General features: G+C 63.0%; 1 protein-coding gene (only partly in view). It reads right to left on the reverse strand.

The window, feature by feature from the left end; genetic code table 11:
* Positions 1–14617 carry the 5' portion of an LEPR-XLL domain-containing protein gene (locus tag V7S54_RS23475; protein WP_336408922.1) on the reverse strand. It extends 12848 nt beyond the left edge of the window, so 14617 of the gene's 27465 nt are visible here — the first part of the coding sequence; it begins with the start codon at positions 14615–14617; its stop codon lies off the left edge, out of view.
* Between the last annotated feature and the right edge of the window lie 333 nt (positions 14618–14950).

The following is a 14950-nucleotide window of genomic DNA, read 5'->3' on the forward strand; positions in this document are numbered from 1 at the left end:
CGATGGTGCCGTTGATGTAGATATCCGACCGGTCACCCGTGTCGGTGATCTCAATCAGCGTCGGCTGGACCTCGCGCTCGATGTTGAACGTCAGAGTCACCGTCTTCGACGGGTTCAACCAGGCTAGCGGCTGCTCGTCGGTGACGACATCGATGTTGTTGATGACGATGTCCTTGTCGGACTCGTTGCGGATCGTGACGCGCTGCAGCGTGTCGCGGAACGTCCAGGTGCCGCCGGAACCGACCATCGTGTCGGAATCGAAGACGACGTCGCCCGGACCGGGATTGTAGATGTCGTTGACGACGATGTCGTCGCTCTGGATCGTATCGCCCTCTCCTTCGCTGCTGCCACCACCGCTGGCGCTATCATTGACGGTCACTTCAACTGCGACGTCGATCTGGCCGTCAGCACCGATGACGAGCTGTTTGACAACCAGTTCTGGCGAACGCCCGGAGAGAATGAGGACATCCGAATTGAAATCGATCTGCTGCGGCCGGTCGTCCGGGCTGCTGCCATCGGAGCCGCCGGCGGCAAGCGAACGCTTGCTGTGGTCGGCGTCATCCGTCTGCGAGATCGAGCCGTTGACGGTGGAGGCATAGAGCGCCAGGTGTTCGCTCGATGCCGCGGGCTCCTGCGGGTAATCCGGATGGCCGAGAACACCATCCGCATTGTCGCGCGGGCCGGCCGTGACCAGAGCGCCGGCGGCGCCGAATATCTTCGACGCCACGTCGGTGTCGTTGTGCGCATCGGAATCGACGAAGCCGAAGAGGCCCGTCGCGCGGGCATAGGACTTGGCATGGGTCTTGACGTTGTCGTAGCGCGTGACGAGATCGACACCTTCCCAGCCCGTCAGTTCGGCGTCGGCATTGATGTGCACTTCCGCCTTCGGCCGGGCCGTTATGGTGCTTTCGGCCTGGCCTTCGCCATAGAAGCCGGCGCCGCGGCCGTCGCTGCCGGCGAAGACGTCGAAGCGCCCGACTTTCGCGCTGGCAACGGCGCGTTTGGCATTCAGGACCGCCCGGTCGCCGAGGGTTGCAATCGTGTCGGCCTGATCCGGATCGGGGTTCGGATCCGCAACACCGATATAGACATGGGTGACGGCGTCGCCATCTCCGCCGAAGCCGACGCCTGAACCGGTCGACTTGGCGGAAACGCCGGCTTCGGAATAGGCGGTTAGCCGTGCCAGTTCGCCGGCGACGACGATCGCGTCGGCGCCGATCGTCGCGGCACTGTTGTACTCGATCCAGACTACGGTCGTCGGCGAAGCCAAGCCAACGGCACCGCCGGCGCTCGCATGCGACGAGGCTCCGGTATTGGCATTGGTGCTGGATGCAACGGTGAAGTTCTTGCCGGCGACGATGCGCGTGCCGTCCCCAACCGAGGCAACACTGTTGATGTCCTGGTAGCTGTTGGCATCCGCGTCGCCGACGGCGACGAAGCCGCCGGTGCCGTTGACCGCGTGCGCCGTCGTATTGGTGGTGGCCGATGTGGTGATCGAGACATCGCCGCTCGTCGTTACAAGCGTCGCCGATATCGTGGCGGTCACGTTCGGATTGCTGGTGATATTGGCGTCATTACCGTTGACGCCAACAAAGCCGCCGCCGGAACCCTTTGAATAGGCCGAGGATACGCCGTCGCCTGACTGCGGCGCGATTTCGCTGAGCGAGACCTCGCCTGGGCCGAACAGGAACTGGCCGCCAGCTACCGACGTCACTGCATCGTTGATGTCGATCCGAAGCTGTTGCTCGCTCGTGGTGTCGCTCGATATGTCGACGGCCAGCGCGCCAATGCGATGGTTGGCGTAGGGGCCGGAAAGCCCGGTCGGCGTCAACGTCATCTGCGTGCCGCCGGAAGGCGCGTCCCACAGTTCGAAAGTGTCGTCACCGGGGCCGCTGACGCCACGGACATAATAGGTCTTGCCGTCTTCCAGCCCGCCGATTGGCAGATTCTTGGCGTTGATCAGCGAATGGATATCGTCGGCGGCATCCCCCGCGGCGCCGGGCTGATCGAACGATTTTGTGATTGTGGTTTCAGTGACGATGTTCACTTCTGCCAGGATGAGAGTGTCGCCGCTGACGTTGACAATCGTGTATTGCCCACTGTTGGCGCCGTCCCCGCTGATGAACAGCGAGCCGGGAACTACGCCGTGATCAGCCCAGCTTTCGCCGTCCGTCCTGATGATCCGGTCGCCGGTAGCGTTGCGTACGAATTGAACCTGTTCCGTGATGAACTGGTCGTTCGACTTCTCCTTGATCGGAGTAAGCGAGATGATGTCCTGGTCGAATGTCGCCGTAACTGGACTGCGCTGGACAGTAACCGTATCGGTGGGATCGTTATCGTTGACGAAACCACCGAATGTAACCGTCAGCGTATCGCCGGAAACGCTCACAATCGTGAAGGGTCCGTTATGCGCAGCAATGTCTGACCCGGAGACGTTGATGGTTCCTGAAGTGAACCCCTCGGCAGCCCAATCGTGGCCGGCCCATTTGATCTTGCCATTCGCCCCGGCGATGAATTCGAACTGGTCGATGACCCGCGTGGCGTCGACATCCTGGCTGACCGTGAGTGTGGCACCGCTGACGCCGGTGATCGTGTAGTTCCCGTTGTTGCTGCCCGCGCCACTGACGATGAGCGCGTCCCCGATCCCGAAGCCGCTGTCAGCCCAGCTTCCGCCACCCGTGCGAACGATCTGGTTCAGGCCGTCGTTCTCAACGAAATGGACCTGCTCAGTCAGGACGTCATTGCGCTTCAGCTGAATCGTCGACGCATTGATGACATGGACCCGGTAGGTCTGACCGTCCGTCAACCCGCCGATCGCCGTCCCCGTTGCGCCCGTGTCGGTCTCGACATTGTAGACGACCCGCTCGCCCTCACTGAAACCATGGTTCAGGGCGTTACCGTTGTCGTCGAAGAAGCGGATGTTGTTCTGACTGCCGTCGGCGATCGGCGAACCATCGGGATTGAGCGCCGTCGGATGGACATCGACCTGCCGGCTGACGAAAGTCTTGGGATCGGGCGCGTCATAGGTGACGGCCATGCCGTTGGTGAACCCATGTCCGGCGAGCGTGATCTGGTTGCCTGAAATGTCGTCGGGCTGGAAATTCTTGAAGTAGTTCTGCGGATTGACCGCCTTGTCATGGGTATCGACCAGCTTGATGTGGGACTCGTCGATAACCAGAACGTAGTAGAGATTGCCCTCGGTCAGGCCGAAGCTGTTCACCGTCTCGTCCGGCCCGGCATAGTAACGCACGGCATCGCCGCTGATAAAATTATGCGCGCCCTGGAAAGTAATAATCTCGGTTTCGGAATCGATGCTTGCGGCGTTGAAAGTCGAGCCGAAGTATAGCTTGTTCGGGTCGACATTGCCGCCGTCGATGACGTTGATGACGTTGTACTGGCGGTTGACCGCCGGATCCTGCGGATCGGGCCAGTTGAGGCCGGGGATCACCGCGCCACCGCTGCCGGCATCGTATTCGACGGTATCGCCGGTCACGAGACCATGGTTGTTGACGGTGATGGTGTTGGCGACACCATCGGCGTCGACGACTGCATAGTCGGGCTGCGTGCCTGGAATGGGCGCTGCAATCGCCTCGACCGAAACCGTGCCGGTCGCATTGATGACGCTGCCAGTGCCAATGGTGCTGGAGACGGTCGGGCTGACATTGGTCGTGGCATCGGAATCGCCGGCGCCGAAAATGCCGCCGATCGTCACGCCGACGACCTTCGAATCCCCTTCCGTGTTAGCGAGTGCCTTGAGCCGGATATGGCGTGCGGACTGAACGGACGTGTTGTTGCCGATGGTCGCCGCAACGGAGGACGGGCTTGCGGTTGCCGTGGCGCTGTTGAGCGTCAGCGCCCCAAGGACGCCGCCGCCTGTCGCTTCCGCAACGGCGAGCGCGCCGTTGATCGCAAGCGCGTCGACCCCGATGTCGCGAACCGAAACGATATTGGCATTCATCGCCGCGTTCGACTGGCCGTTAGCGGTCGCTTCGGCATCGGTTGCACCGACAGCGGCCGCACCGAAGGAATTCGCCTCGGTGTTGGCGACGGCGTAGTTGCGCAGGCGCGACTTGATATCGATGTCGTTGGTAATGGTCAGGCTGCCGCCCGCGCCGATCGTAGCGTTGACGATGGCGTTGGCCTTGGCGGTGGGCACGGCGCCCTGGCCGCTGAACAGGCCGCCACCCGAGGCTTCGGCAAAGGCCTTGGCGCCACGATCCGTCGCCGTTTCGCCGGCGAAATTGTGGGAGGCGAGCATTACGATGCCGCCGGCTGTAATAGTCGAATTGCCGCCAATCAGCGCACTTGTCGTCGGTACGACATTGACGGTCACGAAGCTCGTGCCGACCGCGCCGAGACCGATGGTGAGCGCGAAAACATCGCCCTTGGCATTGTGGCTCGAAAGCGCTTCCAGCGTCACGGTGCCGGTGGCATCGATGTTTGCGCCGCCAAGGATCGATGCTTCGATGTTGGTCTCGACGTCGATCAGCGCAAAATTGAACGAGAGGCCGAGCGCACCGCCGGCGAGCGCAAAGGTCTCCGCCTTGGCGTCGACGGTCGAGTCCGCATGCACAGTGATCGCACCGACCGTGTCGGTCTGGCCGATCTGGCTGCCGGCCCCGATGGTCGCCAGAGACTCGATCGTGTTGTCGTCGGTGTCGCCGATATTAAGGTCGACATAGGAGGCGCCGGCCGCCACTGCGCCGACCTGTATGCCTGTCGTCGTGACGTCGAAGTCCTGCGTGTTCGAAGCGTTGACCGACAACAGGGCGGCATTATCCACCACGGTTCCATCGAGCAGGCGGGCCTGCACGCGGCTGGTATCGTTGATGACGATGACCGATGCGCCGAGGCCGACGAACCCGCCCTGGAAGGCGACGGTCGTCACATCGACCTCTTCGTCAAGCTCAGCCTCGACCTTGATCTGGTTGCCGGCGCTGAGGTTACCGCCGGCCTTTGCCTTGACCTGTCCGGAGACGTTGAGCACGGTCACGGCTGCGCCGGCGCCGACGAGGCCCGCGGCAGCGTTGCCGATCAGAAGATCGACCTTCATGTTCTGGCGCGAGACGACCAGAATATCATGGCCGGCCTCGACATCCGCACCGGCTTCGATCGTGGCGGTCGTACCGTGCTCCTCATTCGTCGGGATCAACGCGGCATCGAGGTCCGCGCCCGAGAAGAACGACGGGTCGTTCAGCCGGTCCGATGCACCCTGCATGTTGTCCCTGACACGGGAGTCCGCGGTGCGGGAGTTTCCGTCGCCGCTGAAACCGGTCATCTGGCCGGTCAGTTCGCCGACGCCGCCATCGGTCTTTTCCCCCGCATCGGCGGCCGCGTTGTCGCCACCACCTGTGGTGGCATCGCCCGACGTGCCTTCCTTCTCGTTGGCGTAATCGTCCTTGAAATCCTGTCCGATAGACCAGACCGAGACCGACGCACCGAGGCCAACAACGCCGCCGACGCCGCTGAAGGCGAAGCCCTTGAGGACCTGAATCGAGTCTGCACTGACAGCGACATCGTTGCGGGCCAGGATGTCAGCATTCGCGCCGATCGAGGCTGTGGTGTCGTTCTTGATGCTGCCGAAATCGATGCCACCACCGATGCCGACGAAGCCGACGGCAGCCGAGCCGGCAAAGGACGTGATGCGGACATCATTGGCGGCGTTGACATAAACGCCCTGCCCGAGGCCGACATTGCCCGGATGCAACTGATAGTCTGCAAAGCCCTGGTTGATCGCGGCACCCGCGCCGATGGCGGCCAAAGTGTCGGAATCGATGATTGTCACACTGACCGCACCGGCAATGCCGACATAGAGCCCGCCGGCGCCGGCAACGGCGATATGCGTAACGATTTCCGACGATTGCGCCTGGACGATCACGCCGTGCGCCTCACCGGAAAGCGTGGAGAAACCGGTCGGATCGCCGCCGCTGGTCGTGATCTGGCCGTCGAGCACGTTCGAGATACCCGCGCCGTTGGCGCGCGCATCGATCGTCGCGTTTTCGCCGATCGTTGCCTCGGTATCCTTGGTGACGTTGACGACGCCAACGGAGCCAGCGGCACCACCGCCGGCGAGACCGATGGCGACCGCACCGGAAACGATGGTGAACTGCGAGTCGTCCTTGGCCATGACGGCGACATCGCCGCCGGCCTCAACCGTCGAATCCCCGATGCGCGCGAACGTATCGGCATCGAGCGAGACAACCGAGACGCCGCCGGCGAGGCTGACGGCGCCGCTTACCGCAAGCCCGGCGGAGACGACGAGAACCTTTTCCTTCGCAGTAGCGATGACCGCTACATCATTGTTCGCGTCTACGAGAGTGTCGTCGCCAATAGTCGCCTTCGTTTTCGTCGTGATGACCGACACGTCGACTGCCGGAGCGGCTGCACCCGACCCGCCGAAGGCCGCACCGGCGCCAACGCCGAGGTGGCTGAAATCGCTGGCTGCAGCGACTAGGACCGACTGCGCCCCATTGCCGCCGCCGCTCATGTCCTGATTGATGCGGGCGCCTTCCCCGATCAGCGCTGTCGTCGTCGTGTTGAGGACGTTGACCGCCGCACCGACGGCGACACCGACGGATCCGCCGCCGCCGACGCTGATGGCCGCCGTCTCGATATCATCCTTCGTGCTTGCCGAAACCGCCACGCCACGGAAGCCGCCATCAACGGCGGCCGTCGCCGTCCGCTGCTGGGTCAAGCCCGGATCGGTCGGCGTCCCGTCATCGCTCTCATCCTGGTCGAGGTCATTGAACTGGCCGAGGCCCCCGCCCCCTTGCTTGACCGGCACGCCCGCTTCGAGACTGTCCTTGCTGACCTGGCCGTCGGTCTGCGGGTCATAGCCATCGCCCATGCTTTGCGATCCGGCAAAGCTGATGTCGAACCGGCCGGTGCGTGCAGCCACGCTGTGCTGGCCCTCCCCGGTTACGCGCGCGTCTTCACCGATGAACGATTCCGTCGTCTTGGTAACGACGGCCACACCGGCCGCGACACCGACGCCGGCGCTGCCGCCGACGGCAACGCCGCCGACGATCAGATCGAGCTCCGTTTCATCGACCGCCTGCACCAGCACGCTGCCAAGGGCGCGAACGTCGGTCAGGCCCGCATTGCCAATGCCGTCGATCGGATCGTCACCGAGGAAGGCGCGAGTCTTCACGTCGAAGATGAACACATCCGCCGAGACCGTGATCGCGGCTGAGGAGGCCCCGCCGGCTGCGACCGAGAAGGAGCCGACGTCCTCGTTGCTGGTCGCTTCGACCTTGATGTTGCCATCGGCATCCATATCCATGCCGGAATCGATCGATGCCTGCGTGGTCTTGATCAATGTCGCGATATTCACGCCGGCGCCAACTGCGGCGCTGCCGCCGGACGCAGCAAGCGATCCCGCAACCGTCAGGAGATCCGTCTCGCCATAGGCGTAGACGGCAACACCCGGATCGTTTGCACCGGACTGGGCCGTGACCGCCGTATTCGAGCCGATGCGCGCGATCGTCGTTTCCGTCAGCACCGTGACAGCGACAGAACCAGCCACGGCTGCGCTGCTGGTCGATACTCCACCGGCGGCGGCGATCGTGGTCACGTCCTCAGTCGAAATCGCCGAAACATCGAGACCAACGGGTCCGCCGGTTTCAACGTCGGCGTGGCCGCGGATCTCGGCCTTCACATCGTCGATGTGAACGAAGACCGTGCCGCCGATGCCGATGCCGGCACCCTGGCCGAAGGCGATGCCGCCGGCGAGCGCGAAGATCTTGGCGTCACCGGTTGCCTTGAGGGAGACATTTCCGCCGGCATGAAGCTCGGATTTGTCGAGTGCTGTTCCCATCTCAACATAGGCTTCGGTCGAGGTGTCGAGCACGACGACACCGACGGACGCGGCGATGCCCGAGCCGCTGAGGCTCAAGCCGAAGGTGGCGGCAATCGAGGTGATGGTGTCGAATGAATCGGCATTGACGAGGATATTGCCGGCAATGGCACCGAGGTCCGCCGTTCCACCGACCCAGGCGCTGGTATTACGAATGATGACATTCACGTCGAGGCCGATGCCGACACCGGCATTGCTGCCGCCGGACAGTCCGATGCCGCCAGCACCACTGACCATGGTCAAGATATCGGTCGCTTCAACGGTCACCCCGCCATTGCCGTCGAAATCGGAGCCGTCATTGATGAAGGCATGCGTCTCCATGAAGACGACGTTGACGCTTGAGGAACCGCCCACTGCCGTTCCGTTGCTTGCCGCAACGCCGGCCGCAAAGCTGGTCACCGCCAGATTGCCGATGACAGGAATGCTCTCCGTAATCGGCAGCAGTTCGGCATGGGCCGTGACACCAATCGCGCCGCTCGCCTCGGCATCGACGCCGGTCCCGACGTCGGCCTTGGTGTTGAGATCGTTGACGATATTGATGGAAACCGCGACGCCGACACCGGTGCCGCCATTGAGGCTCAGCGCCGCGCCGCCGGCGATGCTCTGCATCTCGTTGACGCTGACCGCATTGATAGCGATCCCGCCGGCGTTGGCGTCGAGATCGGCATTGTTGCCGATGATGGCGCTCGAATTGACGTCGAGATAGTTGATCGCGACGGAGCCGCCGACGGCGGTGTTCTTCGAGACGGCGCCTGCCAGTGCCCGCGCCTGGAAGGTATTCCTTTCGCCATCGGCCGTGATTGCCCGCACCTTGATCGAGCCGGCGGTAAGATCGGCGCCGGAATTGACCTGCGCGGTATTGTCGAGCAAGGCGATATTGAGGCCGACAGCGGCGGCAACGCCGGTATTGGCACTCGTGTTGGTCGCTGTCGCCGTGCCAAGGGCACGCGCGTCGGTGGTCATGGTCGCTGCGATTTCCATCGCGCCCGAAGACCCGATCACGACATTGCTTGCGATCGTCGCGGTGTTGTCGGCGTCGAGGAAGTTGACGGCGATCGTTGCGGCGACGCTGGTCCCGCCCTGTGTCGACTTACCTGTCTCATTCGTGCTCTTGCTATCGGCGGTGCCGAGACTGCTGCTGCCAGATTGGGTCGGCGCCTTCGAGCCGCCACTCTGGTTCTGCGCCATGTTCGTCTGGTTGCTGCTCTCCTGGTCGGAGTTCGCCTTCGAGGTATCATTTCCCTTGGCGCTCGCCTTGGACTCTGCCTTCGTGTCGAAAGTCGACGTGGCGGTGACACTGACATTGTTGGCGCCGGAGAAGTTCCGGCCGACAAAGGCATCGTTGGTCACTTCGGCGATGTTCAAAGCGAGCGACACGCCGACGCCGACATTGCTGCCGGCCGCTTCGCCGTCGCCGAGCGTGTGGATCGTGCTGGCATGGCTCGCCTGCGCGGCGAGATTGCCGGTCAGCGTGATCGCACCACCCGCACCCGAGCCGATATGTGCATCCGTGTCATTATCCACGTAGGCGACTGCGATTGCGCCACCGACAGCAGTGTTGCCGGCTGCGCCCGCCTTTGCCGTGGTGGTGACCGTGTCGTTCGAGGTGGCAAGAGCCTGGAAGTTGCCGGTGTTGCCGCTGATCGTTTCGCCGTTTTCGATCCCGGCGAAGGTTGTGTTGAGCGAAATACCAAGCGCTATCGATGCGCCGACGCCAGTGCTTCCTGAGCCGCTGCCGGCACCATGGGCAGTTGCCTCCGTGGTCGTCTCGGTGGTGTTGGTTGCCTGCAGGCTGACATTGCCGCCAGTGAGCGTCACGGACGTCGTGCCGCCACCGCCGTGGTCGAGCCCAATCGTGCTGAGCGTATTGGTGGTTGCAACGCTCAACGCAAACGAGCCCGCTACGCCGGTGTCGCCGCCGCTCGCACCTGAAGTGGATTTCGCACCGAAATTGTGCTCGGCGTTGCCGCCGACCGTCTTCATCGTCGCCGAAGCGGTGAGGCCGTCGGCCGTGATGTGTGCGCCGGCGCCGACCGAAGCTTCGTTGCGCATGGTCGCGACGTTGATGGCAACGGCGACACCGACGCCGGTGCCACTGCTCGTGGTCGTCGCCTTGCCGTCGCCCGTGGCACTGGCATTCATGTTGTTGGAGGACTGGAGCTGAAGCGCTCCGGTGCCCGCACCTTGCCCGGCAATGATCGTGACGCCATCACCGATCGAGGCGACGGCAAGCGACGAGGAGACGTTGAGGGCGAGCGCTGCGGCGACGCTTACCTGGCCCCCGCCGGTACCGCCCTGGCTCGTTGCGGACTTGTCACCCGTGTTCGTCTTGCCCGATTTCTCATTGGCGAGTTGCTTTTGTTTGTTCTTCTGGTCGTCAGTGGTGGTGTTGCCGCTGTCGCTTTCCTTATCCTTGTCCGCACCCGCGGCACTGGCTGTAGCCTCGGCCTTGCTCGCGCCATCGCCATGGGCTGAGAAGCTGACATTGCCATCCGCAGTGATGTTGCGGGCGGTGCTCGCAGTCGCGCTGTCATCGACGAACGCAAGCGCAATAGCGGCGCCGACCGCCGTATTCCCGGCGATTGCGTCGCCGAGTGCCGAAGTCGCGCTGTCGCCATGGTGGGTCGCGGTCGCGGCGAAGGCGCCGTCAAGGTCGATAAGGCCTCCGGTGCCGAGCTTTGCCTCCGTCACATTGTCGGCAACAGTGATCGCGATTGCGCCGCCAACACCGGTACCATCTTCGGCTGTCGCGCCGGATTCCGCCGTCGTGGTGGTCTTGTGGCTACCGGTGGCATTGAGCGTCAGGTCGTCGAGACCGGTGAGGACCACGGAATTTTCGACCTTGGCCAATGCCGTGTTGTCGGCTGCGTTGATGGCGAAGGAGGCTCCGACGCCGGTGCTGGCACTCTCGGCATCCGCCTCGGCGACCGCGCTGCTTTCCGAAGTATTGGAGACCGTCAGCGAAGCGTCGTCGCTGCTGAGCGTGACGCTGGCGGAAGGCCGGATCGCCGATTCTGCGGTCGCATCCGACACGTTGAGCGCAAACGATCCGGCAACGCCGGTGTCGCCGCCGCTGGCGCCGGAGGTCGAATGCGCTTCGAAGACGTTCTTCTGGTCGCCGCCGACATTCTTCATGGTGGCAGACAGGATGACGCCGCCATCGGCGTTGACGACCGCACCGTTGCCGATGATCGCCCTGTTGCTCATGTCTGCGACGTTGATCGCCACGGCGGCGCCGACCGCCGTGCCCGAGGTTTCGCTTTCGAGCGTCGCGCTGCCATCGGCGATGGCCGAGGCATCCATGTTGTTTTTCGCCTGCAGGCTCACGCCGCCGGTTCCGGCGCCGTCGCCAGCCGTCACGGTGCGGCCAATGGCGATGCTGGCCAGCGCTTCGCTGTCGGAGATGTTGATCGCAAGGGCGGCCGCGACGCCGACATCGCCACCGCTGCCACCGCCGGTGTTGGCGGTCTGGCTCGTGTTGTCGGCATCGCCGGATTTGCTGTTGGCGAAGTCTACCTGCTTCTGCTTCTGCTGATCGGCCTTGGTGTTGCCATCGGCGGATTCGTCGTTCTTGTCGGCGCCTTTGGCGCTGGCTTTCGCGTCCGCCTTGCTGGAGCCATCGCCGAGCGCCGACAGGCTGACCGAACCGTCGGCGCGCAGGTTCCGGTTCGTGGTCGAAATCGCGCGGTTGTCGACGAAGGCCAGCGCAATCGCGGCGCCGACCGCGGTCGAACCGATCGCCGTGCCGTCAGCCGTGGTTGTGCTCAGCCCATGATGGGTTGCCGTTGCCAAGAAATCACCGGTTATGTCGAGCTCGACATCGTCCGTCCCGAGCGAGGCGCGGGTGGTGTTGTCGATCACGTCGATCGCCACTGCGCCACCGATGCCGGTGCTGCCGCCGGTGCCGCCGGCTTCCGCCGTCGTCTCGGATTCATGGCTGCCGGTTGCCGAAAGCGTCACGTCGTCTGCGGCCGTGACCGTCGCACCGTTTTCGAGCTCCGCGATGGTATTGTTGTCGATGACGACAAGAGCTACCGAGCCGCCGATACCAGTCTCGCCGGCTTCACCGAGATCATCGCCATTGGGGGTGGCGGCCGTCTCGGCGTGAGTGGTCGACGAGGCCGTGAGGCTGAGGTCGGCGCCATTGAGATCGACCGTCGCACCGGCCTCGATCACGGCTTCGACGTCGGTCATGATGATGCTGATCGCGAGAGACCCGGCGACGTTGGTTTCGGCGCCGCCCGCACCGGCTTCCGCCGTCACGACAAAACTGTCGCCGGCATTCAGCGTGGCATTGAGGTTGACGGCGCTCGCCGTCAGATCCGACGTTCCAGCGACATAGGCACGGGTGGTCACATCGGCGATGCCAAGCGCGACAGCCACGCCGACGCCGGTCCCGGCGCTGCCCGTAGCCGAGCCGTCGGCGGCTGCCGTGACGCTCTCGGTGGAGGTCGCCGTCAAGGCGAGTGTGCTTGCGGAAACGAGGGTGGAACTATCGAGATAGGCTTCCGTCGTTGTCCGGTAATCGGAAACCGTGACGGCACCTGCGAAGGTGATGTCGCCGCCGCTGGTCGCCGCCTTGTCAGAGGAATTGCTGTCCTGGTTCGGGTCGGCGAGCCGCTTTTCGGATTCGCTGGTGCCATCGCCCTGGTTCGAACCACCGGCGCTGGAGATCGCCGTGGTGCTGACATTGCTAGTCAAAGTCGCGCTGAAGGCGACAGAATCGGGCAAGTCACCGCCATTGGCGTTGAGCGACGAGTTGCCCGCCATAAAGGCGCGCGTCGTCGCGTTCACTTCCGAAACGGCAACGCTCGCGCCCTTGGAGCCCGAGCCGCCGTCCGCGATTGTCGTCAGTGCCAGCTGGGTGTCGGCGGTCAGAGAAACGGCGCCGGATACGTTGAGGGCGCTGCCGCCCAGCACTTCTGTGATGGAATCGCTGAGAACAACCGTCACGGAAACCGCGGCATCCTTGGTCGTGTCGTTCTCGCTTGCATCGCCTTCGTCGGCCGCGGTCAGCGAAACGCTGACCGAACTGCCGGCCGTCAGGCTCGCGGCCGTCAACGTGCTGTTGTCAAATCTGATCCTCGCCTCCGGCAAAACGGTGACGATGACGCCTTCGAGCGGCCCGACCTCCGCGGTCGAAGCCGAAACGGTCGCATCCGCCGTCGCCGAGATCTGCACGGCGCCAGAGGCGGTGATGGTCGCGCCGCTGAGGTCGATGATCGCCTCGGGTGTCGCGAAATGGGCGCCGCCGGTGATTTTGCCGTCGTCTTCGGCGAGCGCCACAAGGGTGACCGTCGTCGCCGAAACACCACCTGAAACCGTGATCTTTTCGGCATGAACCGCCAAGGCGCCGAATGTGTTCGTCCCCTCGATGAAGACTTCGTCCTTGCCGTCATCGCCAGCTGTATCGGCAGCGTTCTCGCCAAAAACAGTAAAGCTTGCAGCCCCTAGATTGACACCGGTAACCGTTAGGACATCCTTCGACAGCAGCGGGATCCCGAGGTCGGCGCCAAGTTTGACTGTCAGGCTGTTGCTGGGCTTGGCGAAGGTGACCTTCTCGAAGGTCGGGATAAGCGACAGCGACTCGAGCGTCAGAGTGCCGTCACCGTTATCCTTCAGCCTTGCTTCGTCGTCAAAATCGCTGGTCGCGATAATACGATCGGCGACGACCGTATTGTCTGTGATCGGTTCCAGACCATCGTAGCGCAGAACCTGACCATCGCGGGTGATCGTGCCCGACGCGGGACCGGTCGCAACGTAAGTGACGGAATGGAAGACGCCGCCATCGAGAACGAGACTGTCGAAGCCGTCGGCCCCACCGTCCATGACGCCGGTCAGTCCGCCGCCAGCTGAAACGAAGAAGGTGTCCTCGTTGTCGGCCGAACCTCTAAGATTCTCAACCTCGACGAAGGACACCCCTGAAACGTTGCCGGAATTCAGTCCGGTTATGTTCCAGTCGGTATCTTCTGGCGGTCCGATCACTGCGTCGCTGCCGGCCCCACCGCTCAGCAGGACCTTGCCCGAAACGGCGTTGTCGAAACCATTATGGACGAAGGTGTCGTCGCCGGCGCCGGTGTCGATCGTCAGCTTCAGATTTGGCGAAGCGAAGGTGTAGGACACCAGCGCGTCGCCGTTGATGCTGTCAAGTGTCGAGAACCCGTCTCCCGACATGCCGGCATCGCTGAGACGCAGAGTCTGTCCCTCGCCCGTTATGTCGGCAAATATCCGCTCCTGCGCGGTTGTCGCATCGGTCACGGTCGAGACGCCACCGATCCCGATCCGATGGCTGATCTCGCCGTCTACGGCGGTAAACACGCCGGACCCTGCGCCATCGACCGCGAACTCGACGAGATCGAACACGCCGCCGGTCAGCGAGAGCCTGTCGTCGCCGTCGCCGCCTTGAAAATCGATATCGAGCGCCTGAAGGAAATCCGTGCCAAAATCGATTGTCAGCGTATCGTTCGCAGCAGTACCGGTCACCCGGATATAGTCGATTTCCGCGGCATTCCGCTGCGCAACGAGGAGGCTCGACCTGTTGTCGTAAACCTGGACCGCCTGGATCAGGTTGTCATAGCGCAGGCTGTAGTCAGCGCCGCCATCACCGACCATGTCCACCGCAAAGGGCATGATATCGGCAGACAACAGATAACGGGGCTCAAGCGTCTCGAGCGCGAGCCCGGGTAGATGGCCGGTTTCCGAGCGCGGTGTGAAGCTTCGTGCCTTCCTGCCACCGAACCACCGGAAAAGGCGTTCGATCATCGCCGTTTCCTGGGGAGGTGGCCCATCCTGTGCGGCTGACTTTCGGCGGAGGTGTCGGGAATTCTTGGAATCAAGCATCGACGACAGCGGCATGCCACCCTCCCGCGTTCAAAGCTGTAATGAAACCCCTATATTCGAATGTTAACAAACTCTAATGCGGAAAGACAAGCCGTAATCTTTCCTAGTCAATAAATCTTCATAATCCGCTAGATTTTTACTTAAACCGGAAAGCATATGACAACTGCGTTACAGAAATTTCATAATAGATCTGTCGCCATTAACGGATTGGTTTGAATGGTTTTTATAGCTCCTACGAGCTAATTCGGCCGCCTC

This window comes from Ensifer sp. CCNWLY38, assembly GCF_037120565.1.
Taxonomy (GTDB): domain Bacteria; phylum Pseudomonadota; class Alphaproteobacteria; order Rhizobiales; family Rhizobiaceae; genus Ensifer; species Ensifer adhaerens_H.